Origin of the sequence: Methylobacterium sp. W2 (assembly GCF_020662345.1) — a bacterium.
Lineage (GTDB): Bacteria > Pseudomonadota > Alphaproteobacteria > Rhizobiales > Beijerinckiaceae > Methylobacterium.
In genome coordinates, this window is sequence record NZ_VMOA01000035.1 from 26,713 (window position 1) to 47,389 (window position 20,677).

Consider the following 20,677-nt stretch of genomic DNA (forward strand, 5'->3'; position numbering starts at 1 on the left):
TGGGTGGCAACCGGACCTTAGCCCTCCGGCCCGAAGCGGACGATCCGCCTCCACCCCTGCCCCCTTTGAACAGCCCGATCAGGATTCCGCGCATTCGATGACGACACTCCTCACTGTCCTGAAAAGTGGCGGTCGCTACGACGCGGCCTGGGTCGAGCGCTTGGCACGAGGCGTTCGCCGCCACGCTCCGTCTTTCGACCGCATCCTCTGCCTCACCGACCTTCCCATCGTGGTGGCCGGTGTAGAGCGGGTGCCGCTGCGGCACGACTGGCCAGCCTGGTGGGCGAAGATGGAAGCGTTCCGCCCAGGCCTTACACAAGGGCCGACGCTGCTCTGCGACCTTGATACCGTCTTCACCGGTCCGGCAGACGCTCTGGCCGAGCCGGGCCTCGCCGCGATGGAGGATTACTTCCACAAGGGACGGCTCTCCAGTGCCCTGCTACGCTGGGACGGCGGCGAGCTGGATTTTCTCTACACGACCTTCGCGGCCGAGCCCGCGTGGTGGATGACGCCGGGCGCCTGCGGTTCCGTCCCGAACGCTGTGCATGGCGATCAGGTCGTCATCGACCACCTCGTACGTCGGGAGGGCCTGCACCTGGACTTCCTTCAGCGCCTTTACCCGAATCTTCTTGATTTCTACGATCCGCGCCGGTCCGATCACGGCCCTGTCGTCATTTTCATTGGGGATGCGAAGCCGGACACTGCAACAGGTCCGTTCCGGGCAGCGTGGGCGGACACATAATTGAATGCGGAAACGGTCCTACCCTCATCCCCGTCTCCCGTTGTGCCGCGTCTGCTGTCAATAAACCTCCGTCTTAGTGTCTCTCACAAAACTCCCGCTGCGCCGTCGTGCTCCGAGGAGAACCGACCGTGGCCGAGAGTTTTGTGAGGCACTCTTAATGCGGAGTGGCAAAAATCCACCGAAGCCCCTCGTCTGTCACTGCATCACCAAGACCCTGGGAGCGGATGTTCCCAGGGTCCGCAATGGATCGTCATCCGCCCGTCGGCGCACGAAGGGGCTCTGAAAAATGCGCCCCGCGAACGTGAAGGCGTTCCTCGGCTTCCCCGCCGAGATCTTCCGGACCCCGGCACCGTGGGATGCGACGGTCGCGGCCCACGCCTGCCGCAGGCCCCAGCCTTCTGAGGCTGAGGACGTCTGACCCGGACGGGAGAGGCGTCCTCGCGTCAGCATGGATCAGTTCGGGATGAGTTCGCGCGCCGGGCCACCGGTCTCCTGACCACGCGCCTGGGCGTAATCGGGGAGGGCCGGGTTCTTGGCGTTGCCGCTGTCGGTGTCCATACGTCCGAGCCAGTACGGGGAGCCGGCGGGCGCCGAGAGAGGCTCGATGAGGACCGAGTGGGTTTCGGTGTGCTGGACGGTGCGGGCTTCCGAGGCACCCGTCAGAACGGCGAGCGTACAAGCAGACGCGAGGAGCAGACCCGAGAGGTTCTTGAGGGGCTTCATATCATGTCTCCAGTTGTCCTGCCACGAACGACAATGTCTGGCAGCGATAACCGGACAGACGCCAGCTTCCCTTGGTTATTCCCGACCTCTCGCAAAATCTTTTTCTTGCCGTTTCGCGGTACTCCCTTGTGATGGACCCTCTCGAAGGCGCGCCCAAAAAGATCTTGGTGTGCTGGAATAATCCGGAATTGGCAGCGTCCATGCCTACGTTGCCAGCCCCGGAGCACCTCCGGTCCGGCCGGCGCGACGGCACAGGAGTCCCGCCCATGCCAGGAGACCGGACATGACGGACATGATGCGCCTCATCGAGCCGCTGATCCCGGCGCTACGCCGCTATGCGCGGGCCCTCCTGCGCAATCCCGCCGATGCCGACGATCTCGTGCAGGACTGTCTGGAAAAGGCGGTCGGTCGCTGGCACCAACGCCAGGCCGACGGCGATACCCGGACCTGGCTGTTCGCCATCGTCCACAACCTCGCCGTGACGCAGATGCGCCAGCGCGCCCGCCGCGGGGCCCACATGGCGATCGAGGACACGGCGGAAGCCAACCTCGCCGTGGCGCCGACGCAGGAGAGCGGCCTGCGCCACCGGGACCTGATGACCGCCCTGGAGGCGTTGCCGGAGGAGCAGCGCAGTGTCCTCCTGCTGGTGACCGTGGAGGGCCTGTCCTACGCCGAGACCGCGCAGGTTCTCGCCATCCCGACCGGAACGGTGATGTCCCGCCTGTCCCGGGCGCGGGACCGGATGATCCAGTTGATGGACGGCGCCGAGGCGGCCGTTCCCGCCAAGCGCCCGCTCCTGCGGAGGGTAAAATGACCACGCGTCCAATCGGCGAAGACGATCTCCAGGGCCTCGTGGACGAGCGCCTCGATGCCGCGCGGCGCAGCGAGGTCGAGACTTATCTCGGCGACCACCCGGATGCCCGGGCGCGGGTCGCGCGCATGGTCGCCCTACGCGAGGACATGCGCGCCGCCTTCGCGCCCATCGCGGCCGAGCCGGTGCCGGCCCAGCTCAACCTGTCGCGCATCGTCGAGGCGCGCCGTCGCCCGGCTCGTCCCGCCTGGCAGGCGATGGCGGCCGGGCTGCTGCTCCTCGTGGGCGGCGCCGGAGGGTGGGGCCTGCGCGAGGTGGTCTCGCCCGCACCGACCGGCATCGAGGCCCTGGCCCAGGAGGCGAGCACGAACTATGCGGTCTATGCCCCCGATCATACCCGCCCCGTCGAGCTCGTTGCCGCAAACCGCGATGAGCTTGCCGGCTGGTTCTCCAACAGGCTGAAGCGGCCCGTGGGCGTGCCGGACCTGAGCGGTTCCGGCTACCGCCTCATGGGCGGGCGCCTCGTCGCCACGCCGCAGGGGCCCGCCGGCATGCTGATGTACGACGACGGCCACGCCACCCGCTTCGTCATGCTGATGCGGCCGATGGCCCAGCCCGGTGACGCGCCGATGCGTGCCCATACCTCGGAGGCTTCGAACGGCTACGCCTGGGCCCAGGACGGGCTGGGCTACAGCCTCGTGGGTGCCGTCGACCCGACTGTCCTGCATCCGCTGGCCAACGAGATCCGTCGCGCCACCGCGAAAGCCATCTGAAGGTCCGCCATGTCCCTCCTGAACGATCTCACAGGCGCCGGTCCCGGCTTGGGCCCGCGCGCCGTCCTCCTCCGGCTTGGCGCCATCGGAGCTCTCGTCGCCGGCACCGCGGGGACCTTTGCGTATGCCGGAGGCTGGCTCTCGCCGGGGGACCTCACCCAGGCGCGCATCGTCGACCGCTTCGAGCAGGTCAACGGCCCCCATCCGGGGTTCCGGCGCAATCACGCCAAGGGGCTCTGCCTCGCCGGGCGCTTCGAGAGCAGCGGCGGGGGCGTGCGCCTGTCGGAGGCCGCGCTGTTCGCCGCAGGACAGGTCACCCCCGTCACCGGGCGCATCGCGCTCGCAGGCGGACAGCCCTACGCGGCGGATGCGGCGGCGACGGTGCGCAGCCTCGCGCTTCGCTTTCATCTTCCCGACGGTGAGGAATGGCGCACCGGCAACAACGACATCCCGGTCTTCCCGGTGCGGACACCGGAGGCGTTCTACGCGCAGCTCCTCGCCGCCAAGCCCGATCCGGCCACCGCCAAGCCCGATCCCGAGGCGCTGAAAGCGTTCTTCGCCGCGCACCCCGAAAGCGCGAAGGCGGCGGCCCTGATCAAGGCGCGGACGATCACGTCCGGATTCGCCGATGACACCTTCCGGAGCCTGAACGCCTTCCGCTTCGTCGCCGCGGACGGGACCGAAACGCTCGTGCGCTGGGCCTTCGTGCCGGAGCAGGCGGCCACAGCAGAGAGCCCCGCTCAGGCAGCGCGCACAGACAAGAATTTCCTGTTCGAGGATTTCGCGGCCGCAATCCGCCGGGGTCCCGTGCGCTGGCACCTCGTTGTCACCCTCGGCTCGCCCGGCGACGCCAGCGCGGACGCGACCCTTCCCTGGCCGTCCGAACGCGCGAGCGTCGACGTCGGCAGAGTGGTCGTCACCGCGACGGAGGCGGAAGCGAACGGCAATTGTCGCGACGTGAACTTCGACCCCCTCGTCCTGCCCGACGGCATCGTGGGATCGGACGATCCGCTGCTCAGCGCCCGCTCGGCGGCCTATTCGCAATCCTTCACGCGCCGCGTTGGCGAACCGAAGGCGCCGAGCGCCGTCCACGACACCCCTGTCTCAGGAGCCGGATTGTGAGCGACCCAGCGCACTTCAACCTGCCGGCCCGAGCGTTGCACTGGACCATGGCGGCGATGGTCCTGGCCATGCTGTTCATCGGCGTGGCGATGGTGACTTCGGTGGCCCACTATCACGCCCTCGTCGCGCTGCACCGGCCCCTCGGCATCGGCATCCTGGTCCTCGCGGTGCTGCGCCTGATCAACCGCTGGCGCAGTCCACCGCCTGACTTGCCGCCGGACCTTCCAGGCTGGCAGCGCAAGGCGGCCCATGCTTCGCACATCCTGCTCTACGGACTTATGCTCACGCTGCCGCTGGTCGGCTGGGCGATGCTGTCGGCGGCCGGCTATCCCATCGGCCTCGCCGGCTCCGTGGTGCTGCCGCCGATCCTGCCGCGCGATCCCGGCCTCTACGCGTGGCTGCGTCCGCTTCACACGGTCCTGGCCTACACCCTGTTCGGCATCATCCTCGCCCATCTCGGTGCCGCCCTGATGCACGGGCTCATCCGCCGGGATGGCGTCCTGGGCAGCATGGCCCTGCGTCTAACGGCATCCCAGTCGCGATGATGCAGATCAAGGGAAGGCAAGGCCGGATGGACAGTAGCGACAAAGGCCGCGTGCTGATCGCCGGGGGCGGCATCGCAGGGCTTGCCATGCGACGGGCGCTCCAGCGGCGCGGCATCCCCTCACTGACCCTGGAGCGGCGTTCAGAAGCGGCGGATGGAGGCCTCGCCATCAACCTGCCGGGGAACGCGGTCCAGGCCCTCGGGCAACTCGGCTTGGGCGACGCCCTGCGCCGGGTCGGCTCGCCCGTTCACCGGCGCGAGTACCGCACCGAGAGCGGGCGCCTCCTCTTCGCCGTCGACGAAGCAGCGTTCTGGGGCGAAGAGGCACAGCCGCGTTGTCTTCGACGCGCCGATCTCCTGCGCCTGCTGACGCTGGACCTCCCCTCACGCGACATCCGGCCGGAAAGCGAGGTCGCCGCCCTCCGGCAGGGACCGCAGGGCGTTACCGTGGAATGCACGGATGGAGCGGTCGAGACCGGAAGGCTGCTCGTTGGTGCGGATGGGGTGCACTCGCGGGTCCGACGTGGCGTGTTCGGCGAACGCGCGCTCGGCGCGGCGATGCTGGCTTCGGCGAGTTGGCGCTTCATGGCGCCGAACCCCGGTATCGACGCCTGGACGCTCTGGGCGGGATCGGGAGGATTGTTCCTGCTCATCCCCGTCGACCGTGGCGAGGTCTACGGCTGGGTCTCACTCGGCAAGGCCGCGGAACAGGGACGGGATCTGGCCGCCTCCCGCAGCGTGTTCGCCTCGTTCCCACGTCTCGTCCGCGAGACCCTCGATTCGGTTCTGGCTCAGCCGGGCGCCCTCCATCACTCGCCGCTCGAAGAGGTCCGGATCCCGAATTGGACCCAGGACCGCGTAGTCCTGGTGGGAGATGCCGCGCATGCGACGGCACCGGTCTGGGCCCAGGGCGCCGCCCTTGCCCTTGAGGATGCGGTGGTGCTGGGCGCGCTGCTCGCCGAGCGAGCCGATTGGCGCACGGTCGGCGCGGACTACGAAGCGTTGCGGCGGCCGCGCGTGGCCCATGTCCAGGCCATGACCGATCGCCTGTCGCGCACCGCACAGATGCCGGGCTGGGCGAGGAACCTCCTGCTTCCGTTCATCGGTCCACGCAGCTACCGCGACACCTACGCTCCCCTGCGCGTACCGGTCTCAGCCTGAGCATTGAAATATACCCACCTGGACCTGACGACCCAACGGCTGGACTGGGATTGCCACGGTTTGGTGGACACTGAGAACGCTTTCGCGTGAGGTGTTTGTCCAAATGCCGAAGAGCCGCCCGCCATACCCAAGCGCGTTCCGCCGACAGATGGTCGAGTTGGGCCGCGCCGGCGGTGATCCCAACGATCTGGCTCGCGGGTTCGAGCCCTCCGCCAAGTCTCTGATCGGCAAGCCTTCTTGCGTTTGTAATTACTTAGCGAGGCACTGGCGGAAGGGATGCCCGCTTTAGTAAAAGGAATCGTTCGATTCCTGGTCGAAGTACGCCTTCGGCAACAACGAGGCGGTCGGCTCGCTGAAGGCCTTCTCGGAGAGCTTCGAGAAGCTCCTCAACGTGCCGACTGGGCTAGGGACGAGGACTAAAGGTCTTGCAGGTGTCGAGGTCCGCCAAAAACACACCGCTGGAGGCTCAGGAGGCGATGATGCGGATTGATACGCATCATCGTGGTCGTTGCCCTGGTCTAAAAGCCACGCACCCTGTTAAATCGACAATATCTTTTTATGTCGGTTTTAGACCAATCAGCTTCCGGCCCATATTGTATAGGCGCTTGTCGTCCTCATGGGCGCATCGCGAGAAATTCGACAGCTTATGGTCGTCTCTTTGACCCATCCGATATGCGTCAATAGCGGATGAAATGTACTTTGGGTCGCCCTTAGCGAAAGCCTCTTTGAGTTCGTCGCGACCCTTCACATCTTCGCCTTGGTTCAGGCTCCAATCCAAGTCGTCTTTAACTGATTTCCAGTTTGCCGACATTATTTCCTCCCTGGTCCCATGCGGGACAAGAAGGAGGATACGCGCCTTTTGATCTTCGTCGAGCAAATCCGCATCGGCGGCCGGGCACGGAGCTCCGAGGGGATCGAGCTTAGGCCATCCCCATCTTATCGCTGCTGATGGTCGCCGATCCGCAGCGATACCGACGCTGCGGATTCGGTGGCGGGAAAGCCTCCTCAGGAGAACGAACCGAAGCTTTCAAAGACCGACGGAGAAACAGCTCTGGCATATGGGGGCCGGGGTGCGGGCGCAGCATTATCTGCCACACTCTCAGTAGCCGGCTCGCCAAGGCCAATATTGTTCAGAGAGTCGGCACCGCTATCCATCACCTGCCCGGTCGAAGGCAAGGAAAGACGATCACGTTCAATGTGATTGTACATTTGTCAGGCCCATCTGGACGCGGTGAATTGGGAAAGGTGAGCTTAGAATGCGCTGCGAGCGGGCGTGTTCCGACTGGTATGCCTATGGTCTGGTGTCGCACCGGCACACGCTCAAGCTCCGAGCTACTGCCCGCTCAGGGATGGCCCGCCGGACGTCCCACCGGTGCCGGGCGGGCTGCTGGTGAGCGTGCCGCCGATGTTCACATCAGGCGTGCTGCCGGGGACGGACGATGGGCTCGGATTGCCCGGAATGGCATCGGCAGGACGGCTGCTCGGGCCACTCGCCCTCGGGACCGGACCCGGCTCCATGGACGGCGTCATGACGCCGGTGTTGGCGGCGCCACCAGTGGGAGCCAATTGCTCGGCGAGAGCCGGTACGGTCAGCATCATCGCCAGCGTGGCCGTGAGAGCAAGCTTCATGAGTGTCATGGGTCCGTCTGTCCTGCTGAGGTCAGTCTGCAACTGATGGGAGACCTGGAAGTTCAGGGCGTTGGGGTGGGGTGGGCCATCTCAGGCCTGGCAATGATGCGGATCTTCCCTCCTGCACGCACACGCGCGGGCGCGTATGAAGGCTTCACGGCCAACCCGCATCAATCCGCATCATCCTTGGAGGGGGGGCCAGTAGCACCTCGGACGAGCCGTCATTTCGATGGCTGACCGATGCTTAACCAGGCGCAATCAATGGCCGGCGGCATTCGGATCGACTGAAAGCGGACGAAAGGGTTGAAGCCTCAGCCCCCCAGAGGGGCGGGTGGTTCTAAACGGGCTGGGAAGGCTACGCGACGCCTCCACCCGAGAGCAGCAAAAATCCGGGACGGCTTGAGAAGTGCTTTTGAACGCCTGCTGATTCCGAATAGGGGGCAGGGCGGAGACATCATCCGCTCTGAATAGTGAATGAAGGTCGCGGTATCAGCAGTTTAGCATATCGCCATTGCAACCTACCCACGGCGGCACCCACGGTAGCCGACCAAATCATCGCCCGATGCGGCGTCACCGATCAGGCCCCAGCGACCCCCAGTCTACCTGGATGGAAGACGACAGGATGGTGGCGTATCGATCACGCATGACGGCGGCGCCTCGCGGTAGATCCTGACCAGCGGCGGCTCCTCACCATTCTCTATCGCGTACAGACGTTCCTCCTCGACGTAGGCCCAGCTTTTCTCGTCCGAGTGCTCTGCTTCCAGGAACACCCCTGATCGGCAGCCCCAGCCGTGAGCCCGCGCTATCTGCGCCTGCTCGTAGCTCACGGAGTAATACCCGAACTCATGAGCCTCCCGATCGCGGCACAGGATCTTGCCGTCGTCGGTGACGATGTCGCCTGGCTTGGCGCCGGCCGGAATGTCGATGGTCATTGGATCGCTCCAGGAGCGGGATGAGGGACCGTTTCGATCGCGGCCTTGATCAGATCACGGAGAAGGTCCGGTGCCAACTCCGGGTCGTCCTGTGGGATCTCCGCCTCTCTGGAGGCTGAGGTGAGGCGCGTCACGATCTCAGCGACGCGGGCTTCGATGTCTCCCGAAAAGGAAGGATCGCTCCGGACATTCTCGCTGATCCAATCGCGAACGAAACTCGATGGATTCTCGGCCATGGCGTCCTCTGCATCCGACCCGTGATCAGATCGGGGCGGCGGGGATGCGAACTCGACTCTCGTCAAGGGGACGCGAAACCCCGCTTTCATCCGCATTCGCTAATTTCGCCGCGGTTGTAGCGGCTTCGCGTTCCAGCCTCGCAGCTTCGAGATCCAGTCGGATGTCTTCGAGTTCTGCAGGTCCAATCATCGCAGCGCACTCCCAAGACGATTGCAACGCAGCACGATAAAGAGACGTTGGCAGCCAGTCGTTCCCCCACCTGTGGCGTCGGTACGAAATCGGACGGCGCTCTCCCGGTTCGAGCGGACGCAATTTTTTTGGGATGTGCCGGGCCGGCTGAAGGGGGCCGTGCCGATTTGGGCGGCGAAGCGGTAAGCGACTGGGAAGCTGCCCTACCTCCTCGCAGTCGCAACAGAGCCCCGATCATGAGCCGCGAGCGCGAAGAGGGCTACTTTATCGCCCTGGCGAACGTGCGAGGCCACCTACGGCGCCGGGTTAATGAGCCCGGCATCACGAACGACGGTCGGCTCGAACTCCTCGACCTACTATCGAGGTTAGACGACATACTGAACGGCAACCAGCCGCATGAGGAGCCCGACGACGCCGCGCCGGAGCCGCTGAGCGGCAGCTTCTAGCAAAGCCACCCGCACCTCATGCGGATCGAACTCAGGCCGTCAGTCGCTTTTCGTCCTGAGCAGCGAATTCCTCGGTAATCGTCATTGAGATCTTCGACAGCCACGCTTCTGCGGTGCGAGCCCGCTCTTCCGCTTCCTTGATGCGGGCATCCGCGGCTTTCAGCAGCGCATCGGACCGGGTTTGAATGTCCTGGGCATGGCTCTCGGCCTCCCTGACGCGATTATGCGCGGCCGTCATATCCTCACGAACCCGGTCCAAAAGTTCACGAACGCGGATTTCCTGCTCCTGAGCTTCTGTCTCAGCCTCCCTCACGCGATGCGCCGCGTTCCTGACCCTATCAATCAGGTCCGACCAATCCTGCGGAGTCGCGTGATGATTGGAGGGAAAGTCGGCGGTCTGCCGGTCGCTCGGACCGATGACACGCAGGATGCCAGCCAGTGAAGGCGTGGGCGTTTGCTTCGCGTCGGGTGCCTGCCGCTCGGCTTCAAAATCCTTGGTGAGATCACGCATGATCTTTTCGATCTGATCCACCGTATGTTTCCTTACAATCAACCTAAGCACATCTTCTCGGCTTCTCGCGGGCCGAACCAGGAGCACTCCCGAATTTTCCGTAGCCGTCAAGCGAGATAAAGTTGACTAATTATACTCGGGAAGAACCGCCCGGTCGGTGTTGCTCATATATCTCTCGGTATCGGAGGTACCACTTCCCCGGCCTGCTGCTTGCCCTGCTCGCGTGTGGCTGCTCAACCCTCGTAGCGTCTTGGACTGCCCGCCCCACCTAGCCGGCGCAGCGGTGCGCAGCTTGCGCGCGCCACCTGTCACGGTCGCGCTCCACCACGGCAAGCCGGCCCTGTAGCCGCTCCACCTCAGCGTGGAGTTCGCCTGCATCCACGGCCAGTTCGACACACTGGTCCTGGACCTCCGCGAGTTGGGCACGCAATTCGACATTCTCGGTCGCTAGGGCGAGCAGGAGCAGGGTATCGGAAACGGTGGGCCTCCTCGGGGCGGGCATCGGATGCCGAAGCGGCCCTTTGAGCCTACGAAAAGCGAACGAGCAACTGACGATATCGTCGCGATCGGGTGCGTATTTGGACGGCCACAAGCGGGGGCGGACGTCTACGATCAATATAATACAAGTATTGATAGCGCTTTTGCTTAGTAAATATTTGATTTGAGCGGGGGTCGAATGACCTTGCGCCAGTATCAACGATTGCGGGGCCGGATGTCCTGAGGGCGAAGCGATCCGTCCAACACCGAAAACGCTGACTCCTCTGCCCCGCGCGCGTCGTGCGTCATGAACCGGTCAAGCCGGGGGCGGGCGCACCTCTTCCAATCCTACGACGTCACCTTGATCCGGAAGCCCAAACCACCCCGCCAGCGCTCTGCCGTATCGAACGGCAAGCGGTTCCTCGGCCGTGTCGATGGCCGCACGGACGTTGGCCGCGGTTTCGCCGACATCATCGCGGACCTCGAAGCCGAGCGCGGCGGTACGGACGCCCTCGGCGTCGTGGAGCGCCAGGCGGTGCGGGCCTTCGCTATGCTGAGCGTCCGGCGAGAGCTGATCGAGGCCGAGATGGCGGCGGGCAAAGCCGTGATCCGGTTGACCAACCGCATCGGCATCACCGTGACGCCAGCCAGCTTCAAGACGGTGCGCGGTGCGACCCTGGCGGCGGTGGTCTGCGACGAGATCGCGTTCTGGCACATCGGGGACGCGGCCAACCCGGACAAGGAGATCCTTCGCTGCATCCCAGCAGCCGCAAAGCCTCACGGACGCTCTCGGCTATGGCTCCAGCCATAGGCCAGACGAACGATCCCAACGTCGTGGCTCATTCCGTTGCCTCCGTTTCCGCACGGCGACGAAGCCCCCCGGATCGGGATCGGATCGAGCGGTGTTTTAGGAGGGCCGTCCGCTCGGTCCTCACGTCGTCGGGCCATCGTACGCAGAGAGGTCGGGCGCCCTCGGAGGACGCGAGAAGAGCGTGCCGAAAACGCGGCGGACGAAACGGGTGCTGGCGATGCGCAGGGCGCCATGCAGCAGTCGGATACCGAGGCGGGTCTTCGGGTTCGCCAGTTTCGGAGCGATCTTCGGGACGCCTTGGCCCTGTTCGACCATCGGCCGCATCGCCCGCTCGTAGGCGGCAAAGCCCGCCCGGACATCCCGGTTTCGCGAGAGTTCCTGGGCGAGGACAAAGGCGCCGGTGATGGCCAGGGTGGTGCCGATGCCCGCGAGCGGCGTGGCGCACCAGGCCGCGTCGCCCGTGAGCCCGACGCGGCCTTTCGACCAGTGCGGCATCCGCACCTGACGCAGGACGTCGAAGTAGAAATCCTCGGTCGAGTCCATCCCGGCGAGGACGCGTCGCGCCTGCCAACCGGCATCGACGAACCGCTCGCGCAGGAAGGCCTTCTGCCGGTCGACGTCCCAGTGCTGCTCGCCGGCAGGAGGCTGCCGGACGGAGATCATCGCCCTGGTGGTCCCTTTCCGGTCGGGGCGAAGCGACACGCTCCGGCCGCCGGTCGCATTGTACCAACGCCAGAGCCGATCATCGTCGGCGACCCGTGGAATGGTGAAGTAGGCGATGGTCAGGTCCATCCAGCGCGGCTCGCTCTCCCCGGGAAAAGCGAGTTCGCGCGTCGTCGAGCCCACGCCCTCGGCGACCACGACGGCGTCGTACCGCTCGGTGAGGCCACTGGCGAACGTGACGGCCGCGGCGTCACCATCGTCTTGGATGTGCTCGACCCTGTCGCCGAAACGGAAATTCGCGCTGTCGCGCGCCGCCTCGTAGAGGAGACGGGCCAGGTCCCCACGCAGGATCTCCATCTCCGCGGTCGGCCCGTCACCGCCGAGCTCGTCCGTCATGAACCTCGCGACGACCCGGCCGTCTCCGTCGACCCACGCCGTTCCGGTTTCGCCCGTGCCCTGTTCGAGGGCGCGCTCATCCAGTCCCATCCGGCGCAAAACCTCGCGGCCGACGCCACGCACGTCGATGTTCTGACCCCCGTCCCGGAACGCGGGCGCCCGCTCCACCACCGTGACCTCGTGTCCGAGATGGGCAAGCCACCATGCGAGGGTGGAGCCGGCAACGCTGGCGCCGGTGACGAGAATGCGATGAGCCATGATTCCTTCCCGCAGCGGGAGCGAGGATCGGGACGTATCCGGGTGCAACCCCGATCCCATCGACATCGATGGACCGAGCATCGGTGTCGGAGGTGGAACCCGAGCCGTTCGCATCATACCCCAGGGGATCATCGAGGGCAGCGAAAATAGGCCGATACGACTGCGTGGGGGCGAGCCAGGGCGACGTCCGATCCCTACTCCCGCGTACCGGGTGCCGAGGTTTCGTCGCGCCTCCCGATGGACGACACAGTGGTGGAATGCTCCTACGCCGGCAGCTTGGCGATGACCTCATCGAAGCCCTCAGTCGTGAGTGCCCCTTCGTAACGGGTGTCGTTCACGAACAAGGTCGGGGTGGCATGGACGCCGAGCTCCTCCGTCGCGCGGGACTGCACGCGGTTCACGTGGTCGTAGAGCGCCTGATCGGCGAGGATGGCGTCGAACCTCGCCCGGTCGAACCCGGCCTGACGCAGGAGGTCGCGCATCGCATCGAGGGGCTTCGGCACGAAGGCCCACATGGCCTGCCGCTCGAACAACAGGTCGGTGATCGCATAGTAGTGCCGTCCGCCATCGGCCCGGGCGAGCATGAAGGCGGCCGTGTCGAGCGGGTTCAGGGGGAATCCTCGCAGGGCGAAGCGCACCCGCCCGGTATCGATCCAGCGCGTCCTGATCGCCGGCAAGGTCCTGTCGTGGAACGCGGCGCAGTGCGAGCAGGTCACCGCGGCGTACTCGATCAGCGTCACCTTGGCATCGGGCGCGCCGACCCAGATGTCCCCGAGGGGGCCCGCCATCGACGGATCGCCGACGGCGGTCGCGAGGGCATCGGAGGGCCAGGTCGCCATCGCCCAGGCGGGGCCGAGGAGGATGGGGCCGGCGAGGAGATGGCGACGAGTGATCCGTCCCGCCGCCGTTCCTTGCGTGAAAATCATGCGATGTCGCCTTGGTCGCGCCCCCACCCGGTCGGATCGACCGGATGGGGGCGTTGGGAACGGGTTCGTTGCCGGTATCATGGGGTCGCCTCGGCCAGGGCCGACGCGACCCTGGGCCTCGTCGGCGAGGTCCCCACGGGGCATCCCAAGAGGATGGCGGAAAGATCAGTTCGGCCAGCAGCGGCGGCCGTAGGGGCCGATGTGGAAGCCCGCCGGGCAGGAGGCGCCGCGGACATAGCCGCCACGCTGACCACCGGCCCGGCAACCGCCGTAGGGACCGCGATGGGCGTAGGGGCCGCAACCGTCGTAGACCTGGATGATCTCGGCGCCGTCCAGGCCGGTGGACACGGCCGGCTGGATCAGCGGCGAAGCCGCGGCCGGGAATGCCAGTCCGGCCAGGAGGGCGACCGGGGCGAGGATCTTCAGCATCGTGGAATCCTTCTCTGCTCTCGTCCGAGCCGCGATGCCGGAGATGGCCCCGCGACCGATGAGGTCAGGATCGTCCCCGCTTGCCTCCCGGATGTGACGGACCGATGCGTCGACGTAACGTTCTGTAACGGGCCGCCCGGCGTACCCTCCGGTCGTCAGACGATGGCCGGCAGGGTCGCGACGAGGCGGGCACCGCCGAGCGGGGACGCCTCAGCCACGACGGTGCCGCCATGCGCCTCCGCGATCTGCCGGGCGATGGCGAGCCCCAGCCCGGTCCCGCCGGTCTGGCGGTTGCGAGACCGCTCGATCCGGTAGAACGGGCTGAACACGGCCGTCCGCTCCGATGCCGGGATGCCCGGGCCGTCGTCTTCCACGGTGATCCGGCACGACGCGCCGGTCCGGCTCACCGAGACGGCGACGGTCGAGCGGCCGAACTTGACGGCATTCCCGATCAGGTTGGCGACAACCCGACGCAAGGCGACCGCATCCCCGGCGGCGACGGCATCCTGCACGTCCTCGCCGGTCAGGTGGACATCGATGCCATGCGCGGCCTGCTCGGCCACTTCCACCGCGACGAGGTCGGCGAGGTCTACCGCCGTCCGGCCCACCTCGACCGCGGTGCCCCGGGCGAAACCGAGGGAGGTGTCGATCAGTGTGGTCATCGCGTCGAGATCCTCGATCAGCCGGTCCCGACGCTCCGGCTCCGACACGCCCTCGGCCCGCAGGCGCAGGCGCGTCAGGTAGGTCTTGAGGTCGTGCGAGATCGCGCCGATCAGCAGCGAGCGTTCGCCGAGGAGGCCGACGATGCGGTCCTGCATGTCCCGGACCGCCCGAGACAGACGCCGGATCTCCGGGGCGCCCCGCGGGGTGGCGACCGGCTCGGGCGCGCGGCCGTCGAACCGGGTCACCGCCTCGGTGAGGCGTCGCAGCGGGGCGAGTTCGTGGCGGGTGCCGACGAGGACGAGGGCGGCGACCGCGGCGCCGAGGACGGCCACCCACAGGCTCAACGGTTGCCCGAGCAGCCACGGCATGAGCGAGCGATGCCTCTCCACGGCCGAGATGATGAGGGTCCGGCCGTCCGGCAGGCGATCGGTCGCCGTCGCGAGGCGACCGACGGGGAGGTTCCGATCCCGGTCGTTGACGTCCTCGGGGTCGACGCCCCGATGCAACATGGCCGTATCGGTATAGGCCCGCAGCGACCCATCCGGATCACCGCTCATCCGGCGCAGGCGCCGTTCGAGGCGCGGTTCGCGGATCAGGCCGGCGTCATCCGGGGCCGTGTCGACGATCTCGGCCCTGAGGACCTCGCCGCTCACGGCCCTGAGGATGGCCGGTCTCAGAGCCGGATCGGCCTCCCTCAGCAGGGTGACGATGTTCGCGGCCTGGTCGACACGCGGGAAGCGCGTGCCGTAGGGCGAGGGCTCCTGCCGCCGCTGCCACGTGTCGAGGGCGACCGTGGCGAGCACGAGCAGCGAGAGCGCGCCGAGCAGGAGCAGCATGATGCGCCCGAGCAGGCCGACCCGCGCCATCACGACGCCGGCTTTACCGGCACGGCCAGGATGTAGCCGGCGTTGCGCACGGTCTTGAGCAGCGCCGCCACGCCGCTGCCCCCGGCGTCGAGCTTGTGGCGTAGCCGGCTCACCTGGACGTCGATGGTGCGGTCGAAGGCCTCGGCCGTGCGGCCCCGGGTCCAATCGAGGAGCTGGTCGCGGGAGAGCACCCGCTGCGGCCGGGTGACGAAGCAATGCAGCAGGTCGTACTCGGCGCTGGTCAGGGCGATCTCGGCCGCCGGTTCGCCGGTCGTCACGCGGCGCGCGGCGAGGTCGACGACAAGGTCCGCCACGGCCAGGGTCTCGGGATCGGCGGCGTCCGCGCGGGCGCCATTCCTAGGGGCACGCCGCAGGACGGCGCGGATTCGGGCGAGCAGCACCCGCGGGTTGAACGGCTTCGAGACGTAGTCGTCGGCTCCCATCTCCAGCCCGAGCACCCGGTCGATGTCCTCGTCCTTGGCAGTGAGCATGATAACGGGCGGTCCGCCTGCCTCACGCAGCCGCCGGCAGATGGAGAGCCCGTCCTCGCCTGGGAGCATCCAGTCGAGCACGATCAGGTCCGGGGCCGGTCCGGCCATCAGGGATCGGTCGAGGCTCGCGCCGCCGTCGAGGCCGACCACACGAAAGCCCTCGCCCTCCAGGTAGGCGGCGAGCTGGGTGCGGATGTCGCCGTCGTCTTCGACGATGACGATGGTCTGGCCCTCGGTCATGTGGCGAACATACGAGGACCGGGCGTGCCGACAACGCAAAAAGCTTCGTTGTCACAAAACGTTACACGGCGGCACGCCGCTCGGGATCTTGTCTGGTACCCGGAAGGGCCGGCCACGTTTTCCGGCGACCCGTCCGCCAACCGGCGTACCGACGAAGGAAGTCGACCCGCGATGATCCACATTGCGGACCACGGCGGTCTCGGCAAAGCCAGTGATGAAGAGCGCCTTCAGGCTCGGCCGGGTGACCCGAGCCGCATCGGCGCCCGTCGCGGCCCGTTCGGCGGATGCGGTCTCAACCGTGGCCCCGAGGCGATATCAGGCGCGTCGCGACCGGTGCACCTCGCGGATGCCCTCCGGGTCTCTACCGTGGACCTGTCGGGCGATGCCGCCGATGACGCGGGCGTCGCGCCTCGCCCATCGCAATCGCCAGGTTGGCCGGGGGGTCAACGTGAGGGGCCGGGCATCCGCGCTGCCTGACAGGTCTCATCCAAGGCCGGCAGGTGTCATCCAAGGCCCGATGGTCCCGACCTCGGCCATCCCGCCGGTGGCGGGACCATCGCGAGCGTCACACGTTAGACGAAGGTGCCGCCGTGACGGTCCAGCATGAAGAGGAATGAGACGAATGCCGTCGGACACTCCGCGCCCAGCTGACGCTCCTCTTCCGCCTATCGGCGACCCGGCTCCCGAGCCCCAGACGCCTGAGATCGATCCATCCGTCGAGCCACCGGCTCCCCAGCCACCCGGGCCCATCGAAGCACGGTGAAGGTCGGCGCCTCCCGACCGGCTGCTGCACAGCCTCGTTAGACTCGATACCGTGGCGGGTGCCTGTGCAACCGTATTGAAAAGGGTCGCAGGGTCGCTGCGACCCAGGCTTTGGAGAGCCGGGATCGTCTTGGTCGCGTGGCCGGTTTTTCGATGTCGGGACGATGCGGCCGTTGCGATGGGCGGCCGGGACGTTCCGATCATGACATCGCAAGGCAAGTCCTGTTCTTGGACAAGCCTGTTCTTAGACAAGCCTCGCGATCCGTTCGATTCCAAAGCGATGCGTTTTAGCGCCCCTGCTGCGGCATCAACGAACGAGCCTGCTGGACGGCGTCGCGGCAAGACTGGTCACCCTTGGCGTTGAGGTCTGTGGCGCGCTGCAGGGCGGTCTTGGCTTGCGAGACCTTGTCCTCGGCGGACAGGTTCGGCGAGGCGGACGGTTCACCGCCCTTCGACGCCTCGACGGCGGCGGTCGGCTTGTTCTCGGACTGCGCCCGGACATCTGCCGGCGAGGTGGCGATTCTTCCGCTCGCGACCGAGTCCGCCTGACCCGTTCCGGCCGTGGCTGCGACGGGCCCCGAGACGCCGCCCACCGTGCCCGGCGATCCTCCCGTCGCGCGGGATGCCCCGCCGTCCTGGGCACGATCCGTTTCCGCGTTACCGACTGGCTTGGCCGCGGACACAGTCGTGCTCGCCGTCTGGTCAGCGGTTCCATCATTCGGTCCCCGGCGCTGGCCGGTATCGGGCTGCGAGACGGGTGCCCCCATGCCGACCTGGGTTCCGAGTTCGCGCTTGAGCTTGGCGATGTCATCGGAACAGGGACCGCCTTCCTGAGCGACGGCAGCGGCGTTCATGAACCCAAGAGTGGACATGGCGGCAGCGCCGCAGAGCATCTTGAAACGTGACATTTGCATCCTTTGATCAACCAGGCAAACAACTCGGATGATCTTAAAATGTTCAAATAATGAGAGTTTCAAATTGATTGTAATCTATATAGATATGAGCAATCAGCAACGGATAATGCAGCGCACTTGGATTGCTCCAGGCGCACTGCATCTCTAATCACGACCCGTCACGTCGAATGGCGAGCCAGCGACGGACTTGGATCAGTACCCGTAGCCGTAGGCCGGATATCCGTAGCCATAAGCCGGCGCGTAGCCGTAGGCGGGTGCGTAGCCATAGCCGCCGTAGTACCCGACCGGACGCCCATATCCGTAACCACCGTATCCGCCATAGCTATTCGCCACGATGGCCCCCGCCGCGAGGCCGGCGATGCCGAGGCCGATGGCAGCGCCCGGTCCGATGCCGCGACGATAGCCATAGCCGCGACCGTAGCCGCCGCCGTAACCGCGATACCCACCGTAACCACCGCGGAAGCCGACGCCGCGGTAACCGCCGCCGTAGCCATAGCCGCCGTGGCCGTAGCCACCGCCCCAGCCGCGAGCCTCGGCGGGTGCCGATGCGAGCAGGCCGAGGCCGAGCAGCGCCGTCGATGCAAGTGCGAGCTTGCGCATTCGATAGCTCCTCATTGTTCGAGATGTGGGTAAGAAACAACCTCGCTTGGTCGACCGTTCCGGCTTCGGACATGGTACAACACGTCACAGGGTCAGTAGCCGTTGCCACCGAGGTAAGCGTCGTAGCCTATAGCCGGCGCGAACCCGTTCGACGCCGTTGTCGGCCCTCCCCAGGTGTAGCTCTGTCCAGTTGGATAGATCCTCATCTGATCATCATGGCGAGCGGCATGGATGCAATTGCGGTTGGTCTTTCTTGCGCTGGAAAGACCCGAACGCTTCTGCCCTGCAAAAATAATCAGGATAGACGGCATGATACGCATGGGCGCCTCCGGCTTAAGCTGAGGGACCGGTAACATCCTTGAGACGATACCGTTCCTGCACAATCCCATCAGCGTAAGGACCAAAGATCATCACGTTCGAACCGGAGCTTTCCCTGCCTGCTACCGGCCGAGGCCGGCGCGTGGCAGGAGCTTCCGGGCCCTCGGCGTCCTCATGAACTCGCCAGCATGCTCGTCGATTGAAGGACGACGATGACGAGCATGAAGATGGCCGCGGCGGCGAGGACATAGGTCACGGTCTTCGTGAATTTGGTCATGGTCTGATTCTCCTCAACCGCGTTTTCCGTCCTGAACCGCATCGACGGTGTCCTCGGCCGGCAGCACAAAGACCTGGCCGGGATAGATCAGGTCCGGGTCAGCATAGCGTTCGCGTTTCCCATGCCGCCGTGACCATCGTCCGGGGCCCCCGGTCATCGGGGCTTCGATCCGTCAGAGCCGGTGCCTGGCCATCATGCCCGGGCCGGACTGCCCCCCGGGCCGGCAAGCCCAGGCGCCCACCGGCATCGTTCCGTAAGGTCAGTCGTCGGCCTCACCGGACGATCCGGCACGGGACCGTTCGTAGACGGCGATGGCCTGCGAGCATCCCTGCGACAGATTCTGGCGATTGCGTTTGAAGCAGGCTTTCACCTCCGGCCCGCCCGGCTTCATGCCAGCGCAAAAGCGAAGGTAATCGCCCCCGCAATTCGCTCGCATCGCCTCCATCTCGGGGCCGTCCTGCGCCGTGGAGGGCTGGGAACAGACCAGGGAGCCTGCGAGTGCGACTGCCGTCAGGGCGAAGATACGGATGTTCATCATGCGGTCTTTTCGTGCGGTGGGGCCGGGATAGACGACCCATGCGAGCGGTTGCCCGCATGGGTTGCCTTGTCTCAGCGAGCCGGCTGGTTCGGCGCGGCGGCGGGCGGGTTGGCGAGTTGCTGACGGATTTCGGCGAGCTTCGCCTGGGCCGTGCTCAGGTCCTGCCGGGCTGAGGCCAGTTGCTCGTCGATGGCCGCAGCCTCCTTGTTGCGGGTGGCCAGCGTCTCGGTGAGGGTGGCCAACTCGCCTTGCGCATCGGTCTGGCGCTTGCGCAGGGCATCGAGGGCGGCCGTGCCGGCATCGCGGTCGGCGGAGAGCGTCTGCAGCGCCTGCTCGGCCTGGCCGCGCTCGGACACGACGCGGTCACGTTGCGCCTGGGTCTCGGCGAGCTCCTTGCGCACGTTCGCCAGGGCGTCGCGGGCTTGCTGAGCGTCGCGGTTGGCGAGGCCGGTCTCGGAGGTGAGCTTGTCCTTGCTGGCGGTCAGGGCCGCGACCGCTTGGTCCGTCTCCGTGCGCTGCTTGGCGGCCTGCTCGGTTGCGGTCCGTGCGTCGGCCAGGTCCTTCTGGGCTGCGGCGGCGGCCTCGCGGGCGTTCTGCTGGCGCTCTTCGGCCTTGGCGAGATCGGCGGTCTTGGCGGTCGCCTCCTGCGTCATGGTCGCAAGATCGGCGCGGAGCTTGGCCTCCTGCACCCGGGCGTCTTCAAGGCGGCGTCCGACCTCGGCGAGATCCTGGGTCCGGTCGACGGCGGCCTTCTCAGCGGTCGTGATGGCCTCGCGCAAGGGCGCGAGCTTCCCCTCGGCCTGCGTGACCTGGGACTGGAGGTCGGACAGCTTCAGGGTCTCGGCCTCGGCCGCCTTCTTGGCGTCGGTCGCCTTGGCCTCGGCCGTCTGCTGCTCCTTCGTCAGTGTCGCGGCCCGAGACTTCGCCGCCTCGGCGGCTTGGCTTGCCTGCTGGTCCTGCTGCTGGGCGGTGGCGATCTTGGCCTGGAGCGCGGTCAGGGTGCCGGCGGTCGCGATCTGGCGGTCCAGGTCGGTGCGGAGCGCCGTTTGCTGGGTCTGCAGGTCCTCGATGCGGTGATCACGGGCGCTGCGCTGACGGGCGCCGGCGATGGAGGCGACGATGAGCCAGACGAGCAGCACAACCGCGACGACCGCGAGGCTGAAGGGCAGGGGGCGGCGGAGTTCGGAGCGATAGTCGATGGCCATGGGGGTCTCGCAAGGTCAGGGAA

The 20,677-nt window shown here is 66.6% G+C and carries 23 protein-coding genes and 1 pseudogene; 9 read left to right on the top strand and 15 right to left on the bottom strand.

Annotation, left to right across the window (positions count from 1 at the left end; translation table 11 throughout):
* Window positions 1-97 precede the first annotated feature (97 nt).
* Entirely contained in the window at window positions 98-742 is a 645-nt protein-coding gene (locus FPV16_RS18255) for a hypothetical protein (protein ID WP_227439799.1), read from the top strand.
* Window positions 743-1,195: 453 nt separating this feature from the next.
* Here FPV16_RS18255 and FPV16_RS18260 read toward each other — a convergent pair whose 3' ends face one another.
* On the bottom strand, window positions 1,196-1,465 hold the full coding sequence (locus tag FPV16_RS18260; RefSeq protein ID WP_227439800.1) for a hypothetical protein: 270 nt from the start codon (window positions 1,463-1,465) through the stop codon (window positions 1,196-1,198).
* 283 nt (window positions 1,466-1,748) lie between these two features.
* Between FPV16_RS18260 and FPV16_RS18265 the strand changes: the two genes are divergently transcribed.
* The 5 genes from FPV16_RS18265 to FPV16_RS18285 are packed head-to-tail and all read left to right on the top strand — an operon-like array spanning window position 1,749 to window position 5,876.
* The gene (locus tag FPV16_RS18265) at window positions 1,749-2,279 is read left to right on the top strand and encodes a sigma-70 family RNA polymerase sigma factor (protein WP_027174144.1); all 531 of its coding nucleotides are present in this window, start codon (window positions 1,749-1,751) and stop codon (window positions 2,277-2,279) included.
* Entirely contained in the window at window positions 2,276-3,049 is a 774-nt protein-coding gene (locus FPV16_RS18270) for an anti-sigma factor family protein (protein WP_227439801.1), read from the top strand. Before FPV16_RS18265 ends, FPV16_RS18270 begins: the two co-directional genes overlap by 4 nt.
* Window positions 3,050-3,058: 9 nt before the next feature.
* Entirely contained in the window at window positions 3,059-4,171 is a 1,113-nt protein-coding gene (locus FPV16_RS18275; RefSeq protein WP_227439802.1) for a catalase family peroxidase, read from the top strand.
* Window positions 4,168-4,716 (top strand): cytochrome b, encoded by a 549-nt coding sequence (locus FPV16_RS18280; protein ID WP_227439803.1) that lies wholly within the window; start codon window positions 4,168-4,170, stop codon window positions 4,714-4,716. The genes FPV16_RS18275 and FPV16_RS18280 overlap by 4 nt, the downstream gene beginning before the upstream one ends.
* 26 nt (window positions 4,717-4,742) lie before the next feature.
* Window positions 4,743-5,876 carry an FAD-dependent monooxygenase gene (locus FPV16_RS18285; protein WP_227439804.1) on the top strand — a complete coding sequence of 378 codons (1,134 nt, stop codon included), beginning with the start codon at window positions 4,743-4,745 and terminating at the stop codon, window positions 5,874-5,876.
* Between the two features lie 1,332 nt (window positions 5,877-7,208).
* On the opposite strand, the gene FPV16_RS18290 is transcribed toward FPV16_RS18285, so the two are convergent.
* Complete coding sequence (locus tag FPV16_RS18290; RefSeq protein WP_227439805.1) at window positions 7,209-7,514, bottom strand: hypothetical protein; 306 nt, start codon at window positions 7,512-7,514, stop codon at window positions 7,209-7,211.
* A gap of 590 nt (window positions 7,515-8,104) precedes the next feature.
* Window positions 8,105-8,437 (bottom strand): hypothetical protein, encoded by a 333-nt coding sequence (locus tag FPV16_RS18295; RefSeq protein WP_227439806.1) that lies wholly within the window; start codon window positions 8,435-8,437, stop codon window positions 8,105-8,107.
* Between the two features lie 662 nt (window positions 8,438-9,099).
* Here FPV16_RS18295 and FPV16_RS18300 point away from each other — a divergent pair.
* Complete coding sequence (locus FPV16_RS18300; RefSeq protein ID WP_227439807.1) at window positions 9,100-9,309, top strand: hypothetical protein; 210 nt, start codon at window positions 9,100-9,102, stop codon at window positions 9,307-9,309.
* A gap of 31 nt (window positions 9,310-9,340) precedes the next feature.
* On the opposite strand, the gene FPV16_RS18305 is transcribed toward FPV16_RS18300, so the two are convergent.
* Together FPV16_RS18305 and FPV16_RS18310 are read right to left on the bottom strand one after the other, a co-directional pair.
* Window positions 9,341-9,841: a hypothetical protein gene (locus FPV16_RS18305; RefSeq protein ID WP_227439808.1), complete on the bottom strand. Its 501-nt coding sequence runs from the start codon at window positions 9,839-9,841 to the stop codon at window positions 9,341-9,343.
* 247 nt (window positions 9,842-10,088) lie between these two features.
* Complete coding sequence (locus FPV16_RS18310) at window positions 10,089-10,322, bottom strand: hypothetical protein (protein ID WP_227439809.1); 234 nt, start codon at window positions 10,320-10,322, stop codon at window positions 10,089-10,091.
* A 282-nt stretch (window positions 10,323-10,604) separates the two neighbouring features.
* On the opposite strand from FPV16_RS18310, the gene FPV16_RS18315 reads away from it, so the two are divergent.
* A complete protein-coding gene (locus FPV16_RS18315; protein ID WP_227439810.1) occupies window positions 10,605-11,108 on the top strand; it encodes a hypothetical protein in 504 nt (167 codons plus the stop codon).
* A 120-nt stretch (window positions 11,109-11,228) separates the two neighbouring features.
* On the opposite strand, the gene FPV16_RS18320 is transcribed toward FPV16_RS18315, so the two are convergent.
* From FPV16_RS18320 to FPV16_RS18340, 5 genes are all read right to left on the bottom strand, one after another.
* Window positions 11,229-12,425: an FAD-dependent monooxygenase gene (locus FPV16_RS18320; RefSeq protein WP_227439811.1), complete on the bottom strand. Its 1,197-nt coding sequence runs from the start codon at window positions 12,423-12,425 to the stop codon at window positions 11,229-11,231.
* A 263-nt stretch (window positions 12,426-12,688) separates the two neighbouring features.
* Window positions 12,689-13,351 carry a thioredoxin domain-containing protein gene (locus tag FPV16_RS18325; RefSeq protein WP_227439812.1) on the bottom strand — a complete coding sequence of 221 codons (663 nt, stop codon included), beginning with the start codon at window positions 13,349-13,351 and terminating at the stop codon, window positions 12,689-12,691.
* Window positions 13,352-13,516: 165 nt separating this feature from the next.
* The gene (locus FPV16_RS18330) at window positions 13,517-13,780 is read right to left on the bottom strand and encodes a GCG_CRPN prefix-to-repeats domain-containing protein (RefSeq protein WP_227439813.1); all 264 of its coding nucleotides are present in this window, start codon (window positions 13,778-13,780) and stop codon (window positions 13,517-13,519) included.
* 155 nt (window positions 13,781-13,935) lie between these two features.
* Entirely contained in the window at window positions 13,936-15,309 is a 1,374-nt protein-coding gene (locus FPV16_RS18335; RefSeq protein ID WP_227439814.1) for an ATP-binding protein, read from the bottom strand.
* The gene (locus FPV16_RS18340; protein ID WP_227439815.1) at window positions 15,309-16,040 is read right to left on the bottom strand and encodes a response regulator; all 732 of its coding nucleotides are present in this window, start codon (window positions 16,038-16,040) and stop codon (window positions 15,309-15,311) included. The genes FPV16_RS18335 and FPV16_RS18340 overlap by 1 nt, the downstream gene beginning before the upstream one ends.
* Window positions 16,041-16,211: 171 nt before the next feature.
* Here FPV16_RS18340 and FPV16_RS26445 point away from each other — a divergent pair.
* Window positions 16,212-16,435: pseudogene (locus FPV16_RS26445) on the top strand (hypothetical protein).
* Between the two features lie 654 nt (window positions 16,436-17,089).
* Here FPV16_RS26445 and FPV16_RS18345 read toward each other — a convergent pair.
* The 5 genes from FPV16_RS18345 to FPV16_RS18365 form a co-directional block, all read right to left on the bottom strand.
* Window positions 17,090-17,710 (bottom strand): hypothetical protein, encoded by a 621-nt coding sequence (locus tag FPV16_RS18345; protein WP_227439816.1) that lies wholly within the window; start codon window positions 17,708-17,710, stop codon window positions 17,090-17,092.
* A 198-nt stretch (window positions 17,711-17,908) separates the two neighbouring features.
* Window positions 17,909-18,316, bottom strand: a complete 408-nt coding sequence (locus FPV16_RS18350) for a hypothetical protein (RefSeq protein WP_056093336.1) — start codon at window positions 18,314-18,316, stop codon at window positions 17,909-17,911.
* Window positions 18,317-18,408: 92 nt separating this feature from the next.
* Window positions 18,409-18,636 (bottom strand): hypothetical protein, encoded by a 228-nt coding sequence (locus FPV16_RS18355; protein ID WP_227439817.1) that lies wholly within the window; start codon window positions 18,634-18,636, stop codon window positions 18,409-18,411.
* Between the two features lie 534 nt (window positions 18,637-19,170).
* The gene (locus tag FPV16_RS18360; RefSeq protein ID WP_227439818.1) at window positions 19,171-19,449 is read right to left on the bottom strand and encodes a hypothetical protein; all 279 of its coding nucleotides are present in this window, start codon (window positions 19,447-19,449) and stop codon (window positions 19,171-19,173) included.
* A 71-nt stretch (window positions 19,450-19,520) separates the two neighbouring features.
* Entirely contained in the window at window positions 19,521-20,654 is a 1,134-nt protein-coding gene (locus FPV16_RS18365) for a chromosome partitioning protein ParA (RefSeq protein WP_227439819.1), read from the bottom strand.
* Between the last annotated feature and the right edge of the window lie 23 nt (window positions 20,655-20,677).